General features: G+C 45.9%; 28 protein-coding genes, 1 tRNA gene and 3 pseudogenes. 9 read left to right on the forward strand and 23 right to left on the reverse strand.

Going from position 1 to position 20,049, the window contains the following annotated elements; translation table 11 throughout:
• Positions 1-36: 36 nt before the first annotated feature.
• A complete protein-coding gene (locus tag AB4H76_RS18055; protein ID WP_071587521.1) occupies positions 37-288 on the reverse strand; it encodes a hypothetical protein in 252 nt (83 codons plus the stop codon).
• A 325-nt stretch (positions 289-613) separates the two neighbouring features.
• On the opposite strand from AB4H76_RS18055, the gene AB4H76_RS18060 reads away from it, so the two are divergent.
• Complete coding sequence (locus tag AB4H76_RS18060; protein ID WP_000355479.1) at positions 614-1,387, forward strand: LEM-3-like GIY-YIG domain-containing protein; 774 nt, start codon at positions 614-616, stop codon at positions 1,385-1,387.
• A 60-nt stretch (positions 1,388-1,447) separates the two neighbouring features.
• Here AB4H76_RS18060 and pinE read toward each other — a convergent pair whose 3' ends face one another.
• Positions 1,448-2,002 carry a site-specific DNA recombinase gene (gene pinE / locus AB4H76_RS18065; RefSeq protein WP_095575511.1) on the reverse strand — a complete coding sequence of 185 codons (555 nt, stop codon included), beginning with the start codon at positions 2,000-2,002 and terminating at the stop codon, positions 1,448-1,450.
• A 29-nt stretch (positions 2,003-2,031) separates the two neighbouring features.
• On the opposite strand from pinE, the gene AB4H76_RS18070 reads away from it, so the two are divergent.
• Both AB4H76_RS18070 and AB4H76_RS18075 read left to right on the forward strand, forming a co-directional pair.
• Entirely contained in the window at positions 2,032-2,442 is a 411-nt protein-coding gene (locus AB4H76_RS18070) for a gp53-like domain-containing protein (protein WP_072946852.1), read from the forward strand.
• Between the two features lie 20 nt (positions 2,443-2,462).
• Positions 2,463-2,906: a tail fiber assembly protein gene (locus AB4H76_RS18075; RefSeq protein ID WP_420062610.1), complete on the forward strand. Its 444-nt coding sequence runs from the start codon at positions 2,463-2,465 to the stop codon at positions 2,904-2,906.
• Here the strand turns inward: AB4H76_RS18075 and AB4H76_RS18080 are convergent.
• The 16 genes and pseudogenes from AB4H76_RS18080 to AB4H76_RS18155 all read right to left on the reverse strand — a co-directional run.
• Positions 2,878-3,480 carry a tail fiber assembly protein gene (locus AB4H76_RS18080; RefSeq protein ID WP_072794490.1) on the reverse strand — a complete coding sequence of 201 codons (603 nt, stop codon included), beginning with the start codon at positions 3,478-3,480 and terminating at the stop codon, positions 2,878-2,880. The two genes, AB4H76_RS18075 and AB4H76_RS18080, sit on opposite strands and share 29 nt — an antisense overlap.
• A complete protein-coding gene (locus tag AB4H76_RS18085; protein ID WP_420062611.1) occupies positions 3,480-4,220 on the reverse strand; it encodes a phage tail protein in 741 nt (246 codons plus the stop codon). Before AB4H76_RS18085 ends, AB4H76_RS18080 begins: the two co-directional genes overlap by 1 nt.
• Positions 4,221-4,232: 12 nt before the next feature.
• Positions 4,233-4,520 (reverse strand): annotated as a pseudogene (locus AB4H76_RS18090) (phage head closure protein); the annotation flags it as partial.
• On the reverse strand, positions 4,517-4,840 hold the full coding sequence (locus tag AB4H76_RS18095) for a head-tail connector protein (protein WP_040073294.1): 324 nt from the start codon (positions 4,838-4,840) through the stop codon (positions 4,517-4,519). The pseudogene AB4H76_RS18090 and the gene AB4H76_RS18095, both read right to left, overlap by 4 nt.
• A 2-nt stretch (positions 4,841-4,842) precedes the next feature.
• On the reverse strand, positions 4,843-5,043 hold the full coding sequence (locus AB4H76_RS18100; protein ID WP_038977172.1) for a hypothetical protein: 201 nt from the start codon (positions 5,041-5,043) through the stop codon (positions 4,843-4,845).
• Positions 5,044-5,093: 50 nt separating this feature from the next.
• Positions 5,094-6,299, reverse strand: coding sequence for a phage major capsid protein (locus tag AB4H76_RS18105; RefSeq protein WP_032248472.1), 1,206 nt, complete (start codon positions 6,297-6,299; stop codon positions 5,094-5,096).
• Between the two features lie 14 nt (positions 6,300-6,313).
• On the reverse strand, positions 6,314-6,964 hold the full coding sequence (locus AB4H76_RS18110; RefSeq protein ID WP_001193631.1) for an HK97 family phage prohead protease: 651 nt from the start codon (positions 6,962-6,964) through the stop codon (positions 6,314-6,316).
• Positions 6,942-7,640 (reverse strand): annotated as a pseudogene (locus tag AB4H76_RS18115) (phage portal protein); the annotation flags it as partial. The gene AB4H76_RS18110 and the pseudogene AB4H76_RS18115, both read right to left, overlap by 23 nt.
• A gap of 91 nt (positions 7,641-7,731) precedes the next feature.
• On the reverse strand, positions 7,732-8,238 hold the full coding sequence (locus AB4H76_RS18120) for a hypothetical protein (protein WP_047612780.1): 507 nt from the start codon (positions 8,236-8,238) through the stop codon (positions 7,732-7,734).
• Positions 8,239-8,441: 203 nt separating this feature from the next.
• Complete coding sequence (gene lysC, locus AB4H76_RS18125) at positions 8,442-8,756, reverse strand: hypothetical protein (protein ID WP_001181622.1); 315 nt, start codon at positions 8,754-8,756, stop codon at positions 8,442-8,444.
• A 207-nt stretch (positions 8,757-8,963) separates the two neighbouring features.
• Complete coding sequence (locus AB4H76_RS18130) at positions 8,964-9,578, reverse strand: glycoside hydrolase family 19 protein (protein WP_001075794.1); 615 nt, start codon at positions 9,576-9,578, stop codon at positions 8,964-8,966.
• On the reverse strand, positions 9,578-9,859 hold the full coding sequence (locus AB4H76_RS18135; protein WP_000422366.1) for a phage holin family protein: 282 nt from the start codon (positions 9,857-9,859) through the stop codon (positions 9,578-9,580). Before AB4H76_RS18135 ends, AB4H76_RS18130 begins: the two co-directional genes overlap by 1 nt.
• Positions 9,846-10,232, reverse strand: a complete 387-nt coding sequence (locus AB4H76_RS18140; protein ID WP_001673688.1) for a phage holin family protein — start codon at positions 10,230-10,232, stop codon at positions 9,846-9,848. The genes AB4H76_RS18135 and AB4H76_RS18140 overlap by 14 nt, the downstream gene beginning before the upstream one ends.
• A gap of 93 nt (positions 10,233-10,325) precedes the next feature.
• Entirely contained in the window at positions 10,326-11,111 is a 786-nt protein-coding gene (locus AB4H76_RS18145) for a hypothetical protein (RefSeq protein WP_000275196.1), read from the reverse strand.
• A gap of 193 nt (positions 11,112-11,304) precedes the next feature.
• Entirely contained in the window at positions 11,305-11,994 is a 690-nt protein-coding gene (locus AB4H76_RS18150; RefSeq protein ID WP_047612469.1) for a bacteriophage antitermination protein Q, read from the reverse strand.
• Between the two features lie 21 nt (positions 11,995-12,015).
• Positions 12,016-12,417: pseudogene (locus AB4H76_RS18155) on the reverse strand (DUF968 domain-containing protein); the annotation flags it as partial.
• A gap of 38 nt (positions 12,418-12,455) precedes the next feature.
• Here AB4H76_RS18155 and AB4H76_RS18160 point away from each other — a divergent pair.
• The 4 genes from AB4H76_RS18160 to AB4H76_RS18175 are packed head-to-tail and all read left to right on the forward strand — an operon-like array spanning position 12,456 to position 14,513.
• Positions 12,456-12,818, forward strand: coding sequence for a phage protein (locus AB4H76_RS18160; protein WP_032301943.1), 363 nt, complete (start codon positions 12,456-12,458; stop codon positions 12,816-12,818).
• On the forward strand, positions 12,818-13,123 hold the full coding sequence (gene yfdT, locus AB4H76_RS18165) for a protein YfdT (protein WP_000627693.1): 306 nt from the start codon (positions 12,818-12,820) through the stop codon (positions 13,121-13,123). Before AB4H76_RS18160 ends, yfdT begins: the two co-directional genes overlap by 1 nt.
• On the forward strand, positions 13,039-13,473 hold the full coding sequence (locus AB4H76_RS18170) for a helix-turn-helix domain-containing protein (protein ID WP_276352901.1): 435 nt from the start codon (positions 13,039-13,041) through the stop codon (positions 13,471-13,473). Before yfdT ends, AB4H76_RS18170 begins: the two co-directional genes overlap by 85 nt.
• Positions 13,395-14,513, forward strand: a complete 1,119-nt coding sequence (locus AB4H76_RS18175; RefSeq protein WP_247178741.1) for a tyrosine-type recombinase/integrase — start codon at positions 13,395-13,397, stop codon at positions 14,511-14,513. Before AB4H76_RS18170 ends, AB4H76_RS18175 begins: the two co-directional genes overlap by 79 nt.
• A gap of 14 nt (positions 14,514-14,527) precedes the next feature.
• On the opposite strand, the gene AB4H76_RS18180 is transcribed toward AB4H76_RS18175, so the two are convergent.
• Positions 14,528-14,639: transfer RNA gene (locus AB4H76_RS18180), tRNA-Thr, on the reverse strand.
• A gap of 25 nt (positions 14,640-14,664) precedes the next feature.
• Here AB4H76_RS18180 and AB4H76_RS18185 point away from each other — a divergent pair.
• Positions 14,665-15,738 (forward strand): site-specific integrase, encoded by a 1,074-nt coding sequence (locus tag AB4H76_RS18185; protein WP_053275266.1) that lies wholly within the window; start codon positions 14,665-14,667, stop codon positions 15,736-15,738.
• A 10-nt stretch (positions 15,739-15,748) separates the two neighbouring features.
• Entirely contained in the window at positions 15,749-16,678 is a 930-nt protein-coding gene (locus AB4H76_RS18190; RefSeq protein ID WP_053275265.1) for a hypothetical protein, read from the forward strand.
• Positions 16,679-16,745: 67 nt separating this feature from the next.
• Here AB4H76_RS18190 and AB4H76_RS18195 read toward each other — a convergent pair whose 3' ends face one another.
• The 4 genes from AB4H76_RS18195 to traJ all read right to left on the reverse strand — a co-directional run bounded on the left by AB4H76_RS18195 (position 16,746) and on the right by traJ (position 19,821).
• Positions 16,746-16,973 (reverse strand): hypothetical protein, encoded by a 228-nt coding sequence (locus tag AB4H76_RS18195; protein ID WP_001403510.1) that lies wholly within the window; start codon positions 16,971-16,973, stop codon positions 16,746-16,748.
• 69 nt (positions 16,974-17,042) lie between these two features.
• Positions 17,043-18,428: a P-type conjugative transfer protein TrbL gene (trbL, locus tag AB4H76_RS18200; RefSeq protein ID WP_205897068.1), complete on the reverse strand. Its 1,386-nt coding sequence runs from the start codon at positions 18,426-18,428 to the stop codon at positions 17,043-17,045.
• 184 nt (positions 18,429-18,612) lie between these two features.
• Positions 18,613-19,407: a P-type conjugative transfer protein TrbJ gene (gene trbJ / locus AB4H76_RS18205; protein WP_053275263.1), complete on the reverse strand. Its 795-nt coding sequence runs from the start codon at positions 19,405-19,407 to the stop codon at positions 18,613-18,615.
• A 54-nt stretch (positions 19,408-19,461) separates the two neighbouring features.
• On the reverse strand, positions 19,462-19,821 hold the full coding sequence (traJ, locus tag AB4H76_RS18210) for a conjugal transfer transcriptional regulator TraJ (RefSeq protein WP_053275262.1): 360 nt from the start codon (positions 19,819-19,821) through the stop codon (positions 19,462-19,464).
• Between the last annotated feature and the right edge of the window lie 228 nt (positions 19,822-20,049).

Raw genomic sequence — 20,049 nt, forward strand, 5'->3', positions numbered from 1 at the left:
CGCATGCGGGTGTTGCATAAAACGTGCTACGTTCCTTTATCGACAGGTCAGGTCACCGCTCACCCGCCGACGAGAAAGCAACACTGACATGCTAAAGCAAAAAATAGATGAATAAGTTGAGTTGTGCATATGTAGCCTGACCGTCACAAAGTATATGGTGTCTGTACCAGTAAGATGATGGCCGGACTCTTTAAAAACGAGCTGACCTGCACAATACAGGATGGACTTAGCAATGGCTGCTCCTGGCACATAGCAGACCAGAGACACTGGCGTAAAGCCATGGAGGATCGGTGGGAGGAGGTAAAAATCCTCTCATGCAAAAAATACGCAAAATCGATAACAGTTGGAAATAATTCAATACTCGCACTATCGGAAGTTCACCAGCCAGTCGTAGCACGTTCTTGCATATGACGTGGCTACGGGTTTCGAGACCGACCCGATCATCAAACGAAACATAAAATTAGCTCACATTATGAGGAAAGGTATCTTTTTGCGCTATGTAAATTCAAAGGGTTAGCCTCATTTTCCCGATGGCTTTCTCAACACTACTAGTTGTGAGCCCTTGCAATGTTCATTAATATACGTCTCACAAATAATTCACAGATATTGCAAAATGGATATTACTGAGTTTCCTTCTGGAGTAATTGAACACCTTGGCTGGTATGTATACCGATTGATTGATCCTAGGGACGGAAGCACCTTCTATGTAGGGAAAGGCAAAGGTAACCGCGTATTTGCCCATATGCGCGGTGAAGTGGCAGCGGCTGATGATGACGAGTTACTGAGCAACAAGCTAAAGCAAATCAGAGAAATAAGATTAGCGGGACTTGAAGTTATCCATGTCATCCATCGACATGGAATGACTGATGAAAAGACGGCGTACGAAGTTGAAGCAGCACTTATTGATGCCTACCCTGGGTTAACGAATATCATGAATGGTGCTGGCAGCAATGAATTCGGCGCCGCGCATGTCAAAGAGTTGATAGCAACATATCAACCCGAAACCATAACATTTCATCATAAAGCATTAATGATTTCCGTTAACAGAAGTGCAAAGGATTCAGAGCTTTATGATGCGGTTCGATTTAGCTGGCGCATTAATGTCTCTCGCGCCAGCCAAGCAGAAGTCATTCTTGCTACTGTAAGGGGGATCGTTCGAGGGGTTTTCATTGCTGATAAATGGCTCAAATCAACACGTGAAAATTTCCCTACGATGAAATACTGGGACGAGGATCCGGACTTTGAGGCAACACAAAGTTCTCGCTATGGTTTTGAAGGTCGAGAAGCCCCACCTGAAATAGCAAATCTTTATCTTGGAAAAAAAATACCAGATGAATTAAGAAAAAAAGGAGCTATGTCCCCGGTCCGTTACTCACCTAATTTTTGAGTCTTTAAGTGATAAGCATAAACCGCAGCACGATCTTCTTGCATACGACGTGCTACGGTTTCATTTATCTCCGACCGGAAACTTCTTATACAAAGTCGATACCCCCACATCATAGATAATTGCCACCTTCTGGCGAGGAGTTCCTGCTGCAATTAATCGTCCAGCTTGTGCCCATTGTTCTGGTGTAAGTTTGGGACGACGTCCACCAATTCGTCCCTGTGCACGAGCAGTTTCCAGTCCAGCTTTTGTTCGTTCAACAATCAGTTCACGCTCCATTTCAGCCAGGGCACCCATCACATGAAAGAAAAAGCGTCCCATTGGTGTGCTGGTATCAATTGAATCCGTCAGACTACGAAAGTTGATGCCTCGTTCGCGCAACTCCTCCACCAGCACAACAAGATGCCGCATACTACGCCCCAGCCGATCCAGCTTCCAGACAACCAGAGTGTCACCTGCCGATAATGTCCTGAGCAGTTTTTTCAGTCCCGGCCTTTCGGACTTTGTGCCGCTTATCTTGTCTTCAAAAATCAGCTCGCATCCTGCACAGTTCAGCGCATTACGTTGTAGATCTGTGTTCTGGTCATTTGTTGACACACGTACATAGCCAATAAGCATGGTAGATCTCCCTGGCAAAAGCAGGAATGATGCCATTTGCTCGTTATCTCTGCATTTTCATAAACGTTGGTTTGGGAGAAGCGGCAAAACGAAATGTGGGGACAGGGGAAAATCAGATACCGGACATGGCCTCTTTTGCCAGTGGTGATGGATGGATGAAATTACCCAACGGGAAAATCCTGCAATATGGTCGTGGTGCGGTTACGCCGAAATTATCGACGCAAACAATGAGAATTACATTCAGCATCCCTTTCCCCAAAAAAGCGGACTGCGCCATGCTTACCCATTCTGGTGATGGTGGTGCGCCTTTAGGCGCTGGACGGGGATTCGTGATGACTGCAGAAGGTCCAACACTAACCGGTTTTAATTCCGCTTACAGAACTGCATCAACCAGCTCCACAGTATCGATGAATTACAGTTGGTGGGCTGTTGGTGAGTAATTTTATTCAGGGTGATTTATATGAACGAATATGTTTATAGCGCAAGGCATAATGCTTTTTTCCCTGTGGATATGATTGATAAATATAAATCAGAGGGATGGGATTTATCAGACGCAAAGGAAGTAAATCAAAATATTATCAGTGAGTTTATGGCTGAACCGCCACAAGGAAAAATCCGTATTGCCGGAGATGATGGGCTGCCTGCGTGGACAGATATTCCTCCACCCACGCATGAAGAGCTTATTGAAATTACTGAATCAGAAAGACAGCTACTAATTAACCAGGCTAACGAATACATGAACAGTAAGCAATGGCCCGGTAAAGCCGCTATTGGTCGTCTGAAAGGTGAGGAACTGGCGCAATATAATTTGTGGCTGGATTATCTGGATGCACTGGAGCTGGTTGATACCTCCAGTGCGCCAGATATTGAATGGCCTACGCCTCCGGCAGTTCAGGCCAGATGACATCCGGCGCGGTGCTGGTATCTGTTGCCGTCACCGCGTCAATGTAATCCAGCACAGTGTTAAGTCGGGTGGTCTCTGCCTGCATCAGCTTCCGCCCGGCCTGCAATTTAAGTTGAATCAGACTAATGGAAGCCATTGCAGTATTAATCAGTGACTGACGCTGTACTTCTGCCGCGTTTACTGCGGCGCTATGCTGTGCCTCAGTGTCGGTCACCCATTTCTTACCATCCCATTTATCGAATGGCGTTAACGGGGCGATAGTGGTTGTATTTTCAGGATAATCACCCGGAGCTGTGATTTCTTTGGCGTCTCCCGTTTCGGTGTTATAGACGATTTCACCGCGATGGTCTGGCACATATTCCCATGAATTTAAATTCACAGAACGACAGATTGCATAACCAACCTTATGTATGCCAGGTGCATCAAGACAGGAACATGCTGGAATACCGACCCCCACAGCAAGATATTCAGTTGATGTGGAAATATATTCCCGTGTTTCACTATCATAGTTATAGACGGTAATATTCCCCGCCTTCGTGGCAATAAACTCGCTATTTAATACAGCATTATCCATTATGCAGCCCTCACGATATAGTTAAATGCAACATTTCGTGGGCGGGTTTCGTTACCGCCAGGGAGCTGAAAAGCGTTGATAATCCCACCGCTTGCCTGACTTATTCCATCCGTGTACAACCCGCCACCGGCACTGTCGCTGAGTGCAAATGTTTTTGATGGTGAACTGTTTGAAGCTGGTCCCCAGTATTTTAATGCGAGCTTTCTGACTTCATCACTCTGAATACTCAATAAAGCACGCCCTGTATCAATGCCGCGCCCATCATCCCAGCCACGAATAAACTCACCGCGTAAATCAGGTAATTTATTTGTTGGATAAGCCTTTGCCAGTTCCGGGTATTCTTCAGCAGAAAATGCCGCACCGTTGCATTTCAGCCAGCCTGTTGGCGGTGTGGCTGAAGGCCATGGAACAGGCACACCAACAGGTAATGCAGAGCCTTCTCCCAAACCAAGGTTTTCGAGAGCTGTTTTCACCGTGCCATCCGATTTGATATCGCCAAACGGATTCTTGCGGCTTAACAGCAGCGCACGAAGCGCGGTAAGCAACTGGTCGTGCCGCCCCTTCTCCAGGCTGGCACCGGATGCCTCCACCACGCTGCAAAGCTCCTCCTGCAACATGTCAAAGTAGTCATCATCCAGATCGGTGGCAGGCGTGCCTGTCTGGGGGTTACCACGGGTAAAACCGTTCTTACCCGCGCCGAACTTATCCTTCTGCGCGGTTTTCGTGTCTATACGATGCATGGATTACTCCGGATACACACTGTCACCGCAGACCACCTCATAATCAGCGGTGATCCCCCGGCGGTAGCGAATGGTGATGTAATGGGTGATGGCGTCCCCGGTCTGCGCGGTTTCCTGCCAGGTGGTGGCACTGGTCTGGATAACCTTCGCCCATGTCCGGAACGTAACCGGGTATTGAGACTCCACGCCAAAGTTATCCGCGGGCATATCCACCCGCTGGCGGATCAGGACGCGTTTATTCAGTTCACCGGGGTCCGGCAGAATGTAGGTTGCGCTGGTCTGCGCCTGACGAATTTTCATTGCGGAAAGTACCTGTACGGGCCGACAAGCCAGCCAAAACTCTGCGGCATGTCGAGTTTCTCCACTTCCGTAACCGACGAGCGGTTTTCGTAAAAATGGCTGATAAGCATCAGCATCCCCAGACGAATATCATCCGGCAGGTGCAGCCCGTCCGGATCGCTGTCCGGAATGGTTTCATGCGGTGCATAGAGCTTCCGGTTCAGATACGTTTCCGTCCGCTTTTGTGCCGCACAGGCCAGCAGTTGCAGATGGCGGTCATCAGTATCGAAATCCTCATCCAGCCGGAGTTGGGCTTTAATCTCTCCCATTGTCAGAAGCATACTCAGCCCTCTTTACTGGTCGTGGCTTTTTTCTCTTTTGCCGCTTTACTGCTTTTTGCACTGATTCCGCGCTCTGCTAACCCGGCCTGAAGTGCAATCTCCTGCACCCGGGCAGGAAGCGCCCCGTCGCCATACTCACCGGCCCGAATGACCTCAACACGCATACCGTCCGGTGACCATTTCAGATCTTGTTTCAGGATCATGATTCTTTCACCTGTCAGAACAGGGGGCGCGGTTCCGCGCCCCTGAATGATTACGCCGCAGCAATCTTCAGCAGTTTGATGGCCTGCGAATCGACCAGCATGCCGCCGGTGCGCTTGGTGGTATAAAAACCGACAAACGGTTTATTGGTGTACGGATCGCGAAGAATGCGGGTACCGATACGGTCAACGATGGTGTAACCCCGTTTGAAGTTACCAAATGCAATGGCTTTCGCATCCGCGGCGATATCCGGCATCTGCTCGTTTTCAGCGATACCGTAACCCGCCAGAGAGGATGGCTGCCCCAGTTCCAGCCCAGGACGCCACAGATAGTTACCCTCGGTGTCTTTCAGCAGACGAATGGCAAACAGGCTGTTGTTGTTCATCATGAACTTCGCACCGGTGCGATGTGCCTTACGCAGCGTGTAAATCAGTTTGATAATGGCATCAGCGGTCACCGCAGTCGCTTCACCGGATACAATATGCTGAAGTTTGCCAAACGCCCGGACCTTGTCGGTTTCATCCGTGGATTCATACGCCAGGAACCCTTTCGGCTTCTTGGTGCCATCGCCGGAGGTAAAGGCAATTTCTTCCTGTTCGGCAAATTCGGTTGCCAGCTCGCTGTTGATCCAGGCCTCCACGTTGAAGAAGGCATCGTCCAGCATTTTCTGGGTGGCCTGCGGGTTGCCGTAGATTTCCCCCATGAGAGGTTCAATCAGCTCCAGTCTGGAGGTGGCAGTCTGGGATCGCGTATCCGTTTCCCCCACCCATCCGGAAGCCGTGCCGCCCAGATTCACCAGTTTTTTGTAGTCGGAACCGCCAACGGTGATCACCGTGGCTTCCTGACGCATCACCACTTCATCTTTCAGCAGGTTGAGAATGTTGCGATCCAGTGCTTCCGGCACGGCGTAGCCACCGTCTTCATCGGTGCCCACCTGCAATGCCTTACGCTCCAGATCGCGCAGACCGTCTTCACGGCCTTTACGCAGGAAACCCACAAAAGCCTCTTTATGCTCCGTGGCCAGTTTATTTTGCGCACCACCTGCCGGACGTTTCAGCTCAAGCAGCTCTTTTTCAAGGTCGCTTTTGAGATTTTCCAGCTCGCTGAGTTTCCCGTTCAGGGTTTCCACCTGTCCGGCAAGTTTGCCTTTTTCCTGCTCAATCGCATCCACGCGCTTGTCGTTCTTTGCCTTGAAGTCGTCAAACTTCTGCTGCAGCTCCTGCGCGACCTGTTCCACATCTTTAATATCAACCGCCATCGTATTTCTCCTGATTAGAAGTTCAGATTTTTCAGTGCATTCAGTGCAGAGCCCACATCCTCAGCGTCGCGCAGGGACAGTGCGCCATAGCCCCCGGCCATGAATGCTTTGGCCTGGGTACGGGAGAGTCCGACATCACGCAGGACTCTTTCGATTTTTTTCTGTTCGGGGATTTCCCCGCGGGCCAGTGCGTTCTTGACGTCGCTGATCCGCGCCTCGTCGTTAGACGGGAACGTCACCAGGCTGACTTCCCAGAGGTCGATTTCTTTCAGCAGAAAGGCTTCTTTGCTCCGGTCGTATTCCCAGTCTTTCAGGACGTACCCAATAGAAAGGCCGGTTAACGAACCGGCCTTCATGTGTGCATGTGCGCGTTTTGCGAGGGGATCATCATCAATAAGCAACCGTCCCCTGACGTAAAGCCCGACATCGTCTTCCTTCATTTCGGTGTAAACACCGATGGGTTCATCCATGCGGTGCTGCCAGAGCAGCGCAGGTAACGCTTTTCTGTCACTCCACGCCCGCAGGGAAGCAGCAAATGCCCCGGACATCACCACATCATCGTGGCTGTCCTTTACACCAAAGACGGAGCCATACCCTTCAAACTCACCGGAGTCACTGACAGATTTCAGACTCAGCGGTACATCAAGACGTTGTTTCGTCTGCATTGGCGTTATCCTTCTGCTTACCGGCTTTACTGCCATCGGAGGGTTTCGTGGTCATGTTCATCGGTGTGAGATAGACATCACCACCGGGACGCGGATTCATATCTTCCAGGTCGCGGCAGTCATTGGGAGAGTAAATTCCCCAGTTGATCCCGGTGGCGTAGGCTTCAAAACGGGACTTCATATCCCCGCGCAGTAACGCCCCGGCGTTAAATTTGGCGTAATAAACGCCCTGCTTACTTTTTCGTACCAGTCCGGTGTTGATCCGCTGTTCGATGCGGGTCAGATACGGCACCAGTGAATAGTTGATAAATCCCAGCCCCAGCTCTTCGATATTGTTGAAGGTGGCGCGATCGGTGTTCTGCACCATGTGCAACGGCACCCGGAACAGACGACAGATTTCTTCAAGCTGAAACTTGCGGGTTTCCAGGAACTGGCTGTCCTCGGCGTTCAGCGCCATCGACTTCCAGTCCAGCCCCATCTCAAGGATCATCGGGCGGTGAGCATTGCCAAGCCCGGTGTGACGCTCCTCAAAATCTTTCTTCAGGCGCTCATAAGCCTGATCCGACAGCGTCTGCTCTGTACGCAACACACCCGACGTCACCGCGCCATTGCTGAACAGTCTGGCCCCGTGCTCTTCGGTCGCTGCCGCCAGCGATATTGCCTCGCGGGCACCCGCGAACACGGCAGGCTTTTGGAGTTCGTGGTGGCATTGAAGAAAACTCTTTGTAATAAGCATAAAAACCCCATATTGAATGGGGCTTGATGAATTACTGTCCTAAAGCACTTTTTGCCAATATTGAAGCAATTGAAGCAAACGTCGGATTTTCCAATAGCTTTTGCCAAAGGCTTTTAACCTCTGGATCATTGCAATGCTCTATAGCATCATGTAGTTGTTGAATGGTTATATTCTTTGTGATCGAATTGTCATTACCGGCTTGAAAATCACCACCAGCATTAATAGCACCGTTAAACGTCAAATGGGTCGTAATCTGCTTCGGCTTCTCTTTTACATCCAATGCCTTCACTATCAATACCGCCAAATGTGAGTAGCCAGGGCAACCAGCCTCGAGACTAATTTGTACCTCGTAATCAAGCACTTCAAATAGTCTTTCCCTGTCGACCATTTTTTGCACAATGATATCGCCGATATTAAATGGACATAAGTCACTTTCAATAAGAATATACAATCGACCTTTAGATGAGTCACGTTGACCATAATAGGTGGATGAATTAAAGGTAAAAGTATCTGGATAGAAAAATTGATCTGGTCGCATAATAGTCCCTCTTGTGTTTTGTGGATATCTCCATTAATTAGACTATTACTTTATCTCTTTTCCCAAATACATACATTCAAAATTAAGAGCATTATCACAGATAATTTCGAAGCGATATTGCAATGCCTACCCATGACCTGTATTCAACGAAACGTATCAGAGGAATACCTTGTTCGTTATCTACATGACGATAAAAATATACATCAATTTTGATTATCAATGATTCTGATATCAGACTTATCCCTATTACATTGAGCCAACGCGGATAACAAACTTACATTCAAATCAAGACTTGCACCATACGTCAGTGGGTTGGGTATAAACGGTACAGGTGTATCAGAAGTCAAGCTGACTGGTAGTGGAGTCTTCGGAATGCTCACGTAAACTGTTCGCGTACTTCCGCAACCGGTCAGCAGCGGCAGCAGGCACAGGACGTGAAGCACAATCATCATCCGCAACAGCCACTTTGATATCTTCCTGGGTTCTCTGTGACTCCAGTGCGATCTGCTGTTTTGCATATTGATTCGCCTCCTGAATGATGTTCGTTATTGCCATAGTACGCAGAACATTCGCGGTGATAGCCTCAGTAGAATCAGCTCGCTGTTCCGCAGCGTCAGCACGCTTCTGCTCCTCCAGAAACTTTCCATGATAGTGATTCGCTGACCAAACAAGACCACCAGCAATACAAGCAATAAACGTTAAAATGAGCGCCCAATAACTCATCTTCATACCAGCAGCGCCGCCCGCGCCTTGTTGTATCGAACCTTACGATCCTCAATACCGTTCAGACCGCCGTTAATGATGCGCGTAACACGATTAATATCGGTACCGTAGACCATGCAACCTTTAGAGGTGTAGAACCATGCAGCTGAGCGCGCGGCCTGTAGCTCCTGTTCCAGTTGTTCAGGTGAAGTCACCAGATCTAACTTCAGCGCCGCGCCACAGATGCGATAATTATGGAGGCCAGTGATTTGAATTAATCCTCTACCACGATATTTCCAGCCATCACCTGGTGCTTTGTTACCCAGTCGGTTGCTATACACAAGATTGGCAATAGCATCCTGACGAGCTGCATGTCCGGATGTTCTGCCAAGGGCATCAGCCTGCTGCTGTGTAATCCTCTTTCCGAACGACGCCACCAGCGCAGATGGTGTGTAGTTAAAATTTTCAACTACGGCGCTAAACCCCATCGACTCATGGCCTACCTGAGCGATAAACATTGCCTGATCCGCTGGTGCTGTAATGCCGAATTCCTTCATCGCCGCATCAATGTGCGGAAACCAGCGCGCAGCCAGCCCGGCGCTAATACCAGCCGCCTTTTGAAATAATTGTTGGTTCATTAGTGCCTCAGATGATCAACCAGACGTGCAACGTTGCCTCTGACGGCCACCAGCACGGAAAGAAAAATAGTATTCGCCACGATAATGGGCCATGAGGAATGGGGATAAATCCCACAGAGATAGGCCAACGGAACAGCACTGTATGTAACAGTAATCAGCCAGGCTAAACGTGAAACCCAAGGACGATGCCGCGAATCACCACGACGATAAAACATCAGAGTAATAACAACACAAGCACATAACAGCGCATTTATAGTTGCTGTCGGGTCATTTAGCTCCACCTGAACCTCCCCGGCGCGTTATAAGCGCCACCAGCGAACCGATATCCTGGTTATTCAGAAACGTCAGGATTTTAACGGCTAAAGCAGAGACGATTACGGCACCAATAGCATCCAGAGGTTTATCACTGTATCCGGTCAAGTTTGCCAGCTTGGAGCCAACCAACCCAGAGCAAAGGATTCCGGCAATATACGACACGATAAAATATGCCAGTCGACGCGATAAACTCAGATCTGCTGCTGTTGCGATGTAGAATACAGCCCCTGCAAATGCGCCAAATACAACACCGTAATCAGTTCCGGTCAGCAGTCCATAAACACTAGCGCCTGTCAGGACTCCAGCAGCTAACCCTGTGCCGGAAATCGGATCGGACATTTAGCCCCCTCTTAATTGCTGTGAATCCTCTCAAAAGTGAAGGGAATAAAAAGGCCGCCATATGGCAGCCTTAATATGAATAATTAAGTTTAGTTAACTTGGTAAGTGTTGCTGATTACCAACCCACTTAAACGAGTCAAGAACGCCCTGAACAATACTTTGCATTTTTGATAACGATTCAGGTGAAATGTCCACTTCACCATAGTGACCATCAGACATAGTTGACCCGAATTTGGTGCCATTCAGATTATTTAATATCAAAGCACCTTGCGGTGCATTTATGAAGGTATTACTTATAGGCTGGAGATTCAAAGGCTTCGGTTCTCTCCCTGCGCCAAGCCCTCGAGCCCTATCTTCGAGGTGTTGAGTTGAATTCCTAACCCCTCTGAGATCAGGAAAATCTTTACCTATCTGATCGTGTAGGGCTTTTATCGACTCAGGAGCATAAGGTTCATTCGAAATAACCTTTATAAATTTATCAATAGTATCAAGAGAATAAAGAAAAGATTTTGCATAAATAAAAATCACACAATGTTTGTGGCTACGTGGAATTTCACCAGAACTCCACTTTTCTCGTTTAAACCTCGCGTCCACCTCAAATTGTATGTTTTCAGGATTCTCAAAAGGGGATAAACCTAACTCCTCACGAACTAGTGTTTCGATGGTTCTTCGTTCTTGCATTTCTTTTTCCCATTGCAATTGCGAAACCCCTTGTTGTTCTATTTGATTGTTTTGCTGCTGCATAAATAAATTTAATGCAACATTAGCCTCATAAAATGCAAATTCAAGATGGTCCAAAAGCCGTTCTATTTTCCAAGACCACTCTTTGTCTTCACTTTCAAGCCAGTTGCCAGGTTTGGTCAATTCAAATATATACATTTGCTCAACTCACAGGATAATGGTAAAGCAATTATATTTTATTTTATAAAAAATGTTATAGGTTATGTCGCATATCAAAAAACCCGCTCGTCGGCGGGTTTATAAAACTTTGGCAACATATCAAACATGCTTCCAATATGGCTTATTTTGTTGTATTTTGCAAGCGCGTTTGAAGGAGATAGTGAAATTTACGTCATATTTCTCCCACTTTGAGAGCTTCTTCATCCTCATAGTATTCAAGAGCCATGGCCAGCGCAGACTCATCAAGCTGGGTAAAAGCGGCCTTTAACCCAGCCCAGTGGCCTGAATAGACGCGCAACCATGTCGAACGGTCAACGCTAACCATACGGGCCAGCGCCGCACCAGCGTAGTCTTTATAGGTTTCATTGTTTCGGGTTGCAGCAATTTCCTGTCCTGCAAGCCATACTAGGCCTATTAGTTTTTTTACTACGCGCTCCTGAAGTGAGTTTTTACCCAAGCATTTCTGATAAGCCTTCCAGACGTATTCACACATCATCACCTGGTGCGTATAGTTAAGGTCAAAACCGTAACAGTACCGCAACCAAGCCTGCTGGTATCCACTAAGCGCGGACACTGCCCTACGCCACGGCGCGGACTCAAATTCTACATCTTTTATCGGCGGCATTGGCCTGGGGCGGCTACGTGTTTCTTGCACGTACAATGGCGCGGAAAGCGAGTTAACAAAGCGTGGTCCCTTATCACCTTCGAGTTCGACAAGATGAATTCCACGGCGTGGAGTGGCATTTTTGTCTGCTGGTGGGTGTTCAGTGAAAGCCTCAAGCTGCCCTTTTGTCCCCCCAGAGAAGTCAAACAGCGCACGACGTAGTTCTATTCTGACAAAATTCAAGTCTTGTTGATTCATACTTCTCAGCGCTCCATACACTTAAGCTGTCGCAATTACGCCGATCGCCAGCGCACGATCGATAAAACGAAATATCAGCTCCAGCTGGGAGCCATACATCTCTTCAAATGCCACGGTATCCGCATGCAGCTCGTCGTGATGCTTTCTGCACAAAGGCAACACAAAGAGGTCATGCGCTTTTGTTCCCATTCCACCCTGACCGTGACCTATCAGGTGGTGGGGATCATCAGCAGGCTTTCCACAACATGCACACGGCTGTGTCTTAACCCAGCGCGTGTACTTTTCATTAACCCAGCGGCGACGTTTTGGGCGTAACATAAAAGACTCCGGCGACTCCGGATCCACTTTCAGCGCCAGCACCTTTTTCGCTTTATCCTGGATGATGCTGGTGGCAGGAACCGAAGGCACAAGGTCACTTTCCCGGGTATGGAACGTTTTAACGAGTTATCGGAGTTACGCAAATGCGCATGAATGTTTTCGAAATGGAAGGGTTTCTTCGTGGGAGATGTGTACCGCGAGATCTGAAAGTAAATGAAACAGATGCTGAATACCTGGTGCGTAAATTCGATGCGCTTGAAGCTAAATGTGCAGCACAGGAAAACAAAGTAATACCAGTGTCAGCTGAACTGCCACCAGCAAATGAAAGTGTTTTGTTATTCGATGCTAACGGAGAAGGCTGGCTAATTGGCTGGCGTTCTCTCTGGTACACATGGGGACAAAAAGAAACCGGAGAATGGCAGTGGACATTTCAGGTCGGGGACCTTGAAAACGTCAATATCACTCACTGGGCAATAATGCCAAAAGCACCGGAGGCTGGAGCATAATGATCACTTTTACCGACAAAGAACTGATTAAAGAAATTAAAGAGCGTATCAGCAGCCTTGACGTGCGAGACGATATTGAGCGCCGTGCTTATGAAATCGCACTCCTATCGCTGGAAGTAGAACCAGATGAACGCGAAGCTTATGAATTATTCATGGAAAAGCGTTTCGGTGACTTAGTAGATCGTCGGAGAGCAAAAAATGGCGATAACGAATACATGGCATGGGATATGACTCTCGGTTGGATCGTCTGGCAGCAACGAGCTGGTATCCATTTTTCAACAATGTCACAGCAAGAGGTGAAATAATGGAGCCATACAGCCTCACACTCGATGAGGCCTGTCATTTTCTCAAGATATCCAGACCGACTGCCATTAACTGGATACGCACAGGGCGTCTTCAGGCAACACGCAAAGATCCCACTAAGAATAAATCTCCTTACCTCACAACACGACAAGCCTGCATTGCGGCTCTTCAGTCTCCGCTGCATACTGTCCAGGTGAGCGCGGGTGATGGCATAACAGAGGAAAGAAAATGTCACTCTTCCGCAGAGGTGAAATATGGTACGCCAGTTTCACATTGCCGAACGGTAAAAGATTTAAACAGTCTCTTGGAACAAAGGACAAAAGGCAGGCGACAGAACTCCATGACATGCTAAAGGCTGAAGCATGGCGGGTCAGCAAACTTGGTGAAATACCTGATATAACGTTCGAGGAAGCGTGTGTCAGGTGGCTTGAAGAGAAAGCACATAAAAAATCACTGGACGATGACAAAAGCCGGATCGGATTCTGGCTTCAACATTTCGCAGGAATGCAACTAAGAGACATTACTGAATCAAAAATTTATTCAGCAATGCAGAAAATGACGAACCGGCGTCATGAGGAAAACTGGAAACTCAGGGCAGAAGCATGCAGAAAAAAAGGGAAACCTGTTCCAGAATACACGCCAAAACCAGCGTCCGTTGCAACGAAGGCTACGCATCTTTCATTTATAAAGGCCCTACTAAGAGCCGCAGAGCGTGAATGGAAAATGCTGGATAAGGCACCAATTATTAAAGTGCCTCAACCAAAGAATAAACGGATCCGCTGGCTGGAGCCCCATGAAGCACAAAGGCTGATTGATGAATGTCCCGAGCCATTAAAGTCTGTTGTTGAATTTGCACTGGCAACAGGTTTAAGACGCTCGAACATCATCAACCTTGAATGGCAACAAATAGATATGCAGCGCCGGGTGGCATGGATAAACCCGGAAGAGAGTAAATCAAACCGCGCAATTGGCGTTGCGCTGAATGATACTGCATGTCGCGTATTGAAAAAACAAATCGGGAATCATCACCGTTGGGTATTTGTGTACAAGGAAAGCTGTACCAAACCAGACGGAACGAAAGCGCCAACAGTAAGGAAGATGCGGTATGACGCAAACACAGCCTGGAAAGCGGCGCTGAGACGGGCTGGTATTGATGATTTCAGATTTCACGACTTGAGACACACCTGGGCAAGTTGGCTGGTTCAAGCCGGAGTCCCGTTGTCAGTGTTACAGGAAATGGGAGGCTGGGAGTCTATCGAAATGGTTCGTCGATATGCTCACCTTGCACCTAATCACCTTACCGAACACGCACGGCAAATAGACTCGATCCTGAACCCATCGGTCCCAAATTTGTCCCAGTCAAAAAATAAGGAAGGTACTAATGATGTGTAACTTATTGATTTAAATGGTGCCGATAATAGGAGTCGAACCTACGACCTTCGCATTACGAATGCGTAAATTGATCTAATAAAATCAATACATATCGAATTTAAATGGATTTTTTGCCACAATATCGCCACAGTTCGTTAGGAATCAGGCTGAAATGGCGACTATACGCAAACGTGGTAACTACCAATGGGAAGCTCAGATCCGTAAACGTGGTTTTCCCTCCCAAACCAAAACCTTTAACACCAAAGTGGAAGCAGAGGCATGGGCCAAAATGATCGAGTCAGAAATGGCGAGAGGTGTTTGGCTCAGCCGGAGCGAAGCGGAATCTACAACACTGTATGAAACCCTAACGCGCTATGAAAAAGAGATTGTTCCCGGCAAAAAAGGAGCAGTGCAAGATCACTCCCTAGTGCGGATACTAAAAGGTACTCAGCTGGCGAAAAACTATATGGCCAGCATCAGGAGCGCTGATGTCGCCAAACTCAGAGATGAATGGTTGAAAATCTATGCTCCTGCAACCGTTTTAAGGCGTTTGGCGTTACTTTCTCACGTATTCAACGTTTCGCGTAAAGAATGGGGCATGGAAAGCCTGCTTAACCCTGTAGAAGCCATTCGCAAACCCCAACCCAAGAACGCCAGAACAAGGCGCCTGGAAACGCAGCGTGTACTTTCAGAGAAAACCAGTGTTACGCCAGGGAAAGAAATAGCCACCGAGATAGAACATATCATCGCTGCAACACATTCAGCAGTATTACCAGCAATCATTCTTCTGGCGTTAGAGACAGCCATGCGCCGTAGCGAGATCGCAGAACTACGATGGCGCTTTATCGACCTTGAGAAGCGAGTTGCACATTTGCCAGATACTAAGAATGGGAATGCCCGTGATGTCCCCTTATCAACGAAGGCTGTCACGCTACTATCCCATCTAAAGGAATGTTCTAAACAAACTGATGATAAGGTTTTCGATATGCGTGCCGATGCAATTACGCGTGCTTTTGATCGAGCAGTAAAACGGGCCAGAAAAAGGTATGAACAAGCTAACTCCCAATGTGATGACACCTTTCTCAGAGATTTGAGATTTCATGATCTCCGGCATGAAGCAACTTCACGCCTGGCTGAAATCTTCCCTATGCACGAGCTGACAAAAATCACAGGGCATAAAGACCCGAGAATGTTAATGCGTTATTATCATCCTAAAGCTGAGGATTTAGCACTGAAATTGAAATGAAGGATATTAAATGATTAATATTAAAAGATATTTCCCAAATTTAAAATTCAACATAGCATCTTCTCTTTATTTAGTTGGTGCAATCATAGTAATAATGAAATTCCCATCACTGACCCAAAATAGGTTGTTTTTAATCCTTAGCCTTTTATTATCAATAACATTCCTTATTTGCGCGTATCAAAACAAAAAAACACATGTTGATAAAATCATTGAAAATAGCATAGTAAAATGGATTTCAACAGTATTGATATTTTCAGTTAGCTTATGGTATTCAAAACATAAACTTAATTGGGACTACGAGATCGAATCTGAGTATTTAAATTATTCATCCTATGGCTATGCATTTGCTTTAACAATTTCTCTATGTTTATTCATTTATGGCCTCTGTATATTCATACACACATATTTAAGAAGTATAACCGCTTATCAGGCTTTTTATGCAGCCATTATAGCAATGCCTCTCTGCTATATATTGAAAGACTTCATTGGACATCAGAAGGGTATTAATTATATTCTAACAATGGGTTTGATTATAGGTATGCCGTACGGCTTTATGCTATTTCCTTGGCAAGTGAAGAATGGAAACAAAATAAATAAAAACATGTTTATATTCTTTAAACTCAAGACGGTAAATATTGATAAAATAAGACTAGTATTAAAAATATGGTTTAAAAAAATTCTAATAGCTTTAAATAGCTACCTAAAAGTTTCAGATCTATTATCTATTGCTGCAGCATTGTTATTTCTTGGCTCATTTTCAATATCAATAATACCAGAGCATCAAGGCTCCTTTCTTTTGCTTGACGCCTTTGCCACAACAGATTGTAATACTAAAAGGGATTCATATTTGTATCTTAGAAAATCAAATTCTGAATGTTACAAAATAACACATAAAGGAATTGAAATTGTGGAGATGAAATCATTTCCGTCTTCAATCTGATGAGTCCCATATAAATACAAGGGTGTTAAAATAAGGCAGGTTAACGTTTAGTTCCCCTGCCTTTTTTTTAGTGAGTCAATCGATACTTAGAAATGGCGTCTTTTAATAACCTGGCTTGCTCATTAGCATCATCAAGATCATAAACACCTGTTGCGTGATAATAATTTTCAATGCACAGAATATTAATTAATGGGTCATAAAGATCATTAAAAAAACCTCTCTTCATAAACTCATTTTCTTTATCGGTAAAAAGAATTTTTATTCCTTCTAAAACAAAGCTATTATAATCAACCACTAAGCACCTCCATATAGGTGCTTAGTGGAAGCGTCAGTTAACGTTACCGCGCTAACTGGCGCGCTTAATTCAAGAGTTTTTACTGCCAGATAAGCTATCACCTTCAAACTCAGTATGTTCACGGTTACCCGCTTGAGCAGATGATCGTTTACGTATGTGATCCGCGACCTCTTCCCCAATAGTCTGCCGTGCACGAGTTGAATTGATTTTTTGGTTAGTCGTTTGATAATCCATAGCTCCGTTAATCAAACTACTCCCCATATGGCTAGCCATGCGACCAGCTTTGGAAAATGACTGAGCAAATCCTTTACTGCCACCACTGGTGCTACCATTGGAGCCGCCGCCTGCTGCTGAATCACTGCTAGCACCTGCACCAGAGCCGAAAGCATCAACGTTGCCAGTGTCTTCCGAAGCACCACAGCTTCCTGCCCCGTTTCCGGAACCGGATTCCTCAGCCATAGCCGCTTGTGCAGATTCAAATGCAGCTTTTAATGCAGAAGCCCCTCCACTGGCTTGAGCCGTAGCACTCAATGCTATCGAGCCAGCACTACTGATTGCAGTAGTAGCAGCTCCGGCAATCATACCTGCACCAAATCCCCCCATCCCGTGTAAGGATGCACCACCAACAATTCCTGATAAGAGCTGTGGTAATCTATTAGTTAGCACTAGTAGAACAATTGACGCCAGAAGCAGAACTATAAGGCTGTTAAGGTCCGGCACATCATCTTTAATAACAGAAAAATACTGATCTATAAATGATTGCCCAATACCAATAATTAATGTCATCACAAATAGCTGGATGCCAACAGACAATACTGTCCTCAGATAATTTACAGTTATATCGGAAGTCAATTTTGACCCGCCGAACCCAAGTAATATTATACCTGCATAACACATCACCCATGCAGACACTAACATTATCAGCATATTAACTGCTATAAGTGACATTACCACTAAAACTATTATTGCAACAGTAATCATAATAGTGGAAATCATAGGGGACCAGATAGAAGCAGCCGAACTAACCTTTGTTAATATGACAAAAGCCATGTCTACTATACTTGATGGAGAGATTCCATTCCCTGTACCTAAAGCATTACCAGCAAGTTCTCTCAATGAGTCAATTATGGATTTTGATATAGCCGGACCATTTTTTAAAATAAAGAAGAAGAAACCATTGATAGCGAAGAACCTTACCACTTCTGCAAGCAAATCCTGAAATCCTCCGCCTTTCATAGCGATCATGCCAAAAGTCCATACCATACTTATTAGAACTAATCCCCAAAATAGCCAATTAGCATAATCACCAAGCACTGTAGTCCATGTACTAGCAACTTGTTGATACTTATCTAACAAGTTATCAAGCAGTCCGCTACTATTTATCTGATTTGCATAGGCATTTAGAGAAAAAAGAAGCGTTGGAGATAAAAATATCAATTGTTTGATTATTTTCATAATTACCACTCTTTCTTGGGACTGGGAGTATTATGACTGCGCAAAGTACAGTCATCATATTTCACGACGTCACCTCTCTTATCTGGCGAAAAACAATCTTTATCGTTTTTATCACAAGAACATAAAATCAATGTGCTAGTTATAATGAAAGGGACAAAAATTTTATTTAACATTCGGCAATCCTTTACCAATTTTTTTTAGGACTTGGGGTGTTAACACCAGATAAAGCTCTCTGATCAGCAACTGTTTGCTGGGCTTCTTTATCTGCTTGCACTTGTGCCAATGTTGCAGCGGCGTTTTGCTGTGCAACAAGCAATGAACGGATTTGCAATAACTGGTTCGCCTGGGCGCTGGCAAGTTGATTTGCCGCCTGAATAGCCTTCATCTGTCCTGTTGCTCCGCTGGCCTGAGTCTGGAGGTCAGCCAGGTTATCAGCGTCCTGCTGTAAGGTTCCCTGTTGCTGGTCTATAACTTTAAAAACAGCATCATTCGCTTTCTTACGCGCTTCAGAGCTGTTCTGTTGTGCGTTGTTAAGAGCACTTATTTCATCTGCAGTACAGCTGATATTGCTGTTAAAACAGGGCGATGATTTGTAGTAGTTTACGTCCTGATAACGGCTAAGATATGAATCCAGGCTTCCCGCCTGGTTCTTGTAGTAATTCAATGTGTCCTGAGCCTGCAGAAGCTTATTAATTGTTGAATTAGCCTGATCCCAGATATATGCCGCAGGTGCTACAGTATTCTGTAGCATGTTCTCATACTGCTGCAACTGCGTCTGATACTGCTGGATTTGCTTGGCAACAGCCTGAACGTTATTGACGGCGCTGATAGTGGTTTGAACCACGTTTGTCCCATCAATGACGGGAATACCGGCTTTCGCAGCTATCGCAATCAAAGATGCGGATAGGAAAATAGTTAGATTTTTTTTAGCGGCTAAAATTGCTCTTAATGGTGTGCCAACCTGCAGTGATTCCTTCATTTCGTCACCTCAAAATTAACTAGTTAGTGTTCTTAGTACGGTTAGCCATTGAATTCACCTATCAAGTATTTTCTCCATAATATTTCTCAACTCTTGCTGAGTTGATTCTATTTTACTTAACAATGTTTTTATCAGTGAAGGTGGAAAATTAGCAGTCCTTGGATCATTTGCTAGCCATAATTTCAGCAACCCTCCTAATCGGCCAAGATCTCCATTTACTCGGCTAAGCTCTAAGACCTGCTTTATATCCACTATGGATTCCACCTCATAACCCATTGCAACTTTTCGAATAAAACTAGCAGCACTTAATCCCGATGCTTCTGCATTAGCTTTTATAATTGCTTCTTCATCAGGAAGAACTGGCACTCTAATATGCTTTCCATGCTTCCTGGTACTTTTCGGCATTTCATTCATAGTCTCTTACCTCTGGCGGTAGCCAGTTTGCCTCGCAGAGCAGGACTCCCCTTGAGAATCGAAGATGCGATAATAGGGGAAAGTGAAGTTAGCTAACCCGCTTGCGGTTAGCTAACTTCACATGTCCTGCCCCACTGTTGCCGTTGTATATCTGTGTACCTATTGTGTATTTCGGTGTACGTAGTGTGTTTTTTTGATGTATTTCTACAGGTTTAGTCATGTATTAAG

Source organism: Escherichia sp. UTM R2 (assembly GCF_048593455.1).
GTDB classification, from domain to species: Bacteria; Pseudomonadota; Gammaproteobacteria; order Enterobacterales; family Enterobacteriaceae; genus Escherichia; species Escherichia coli.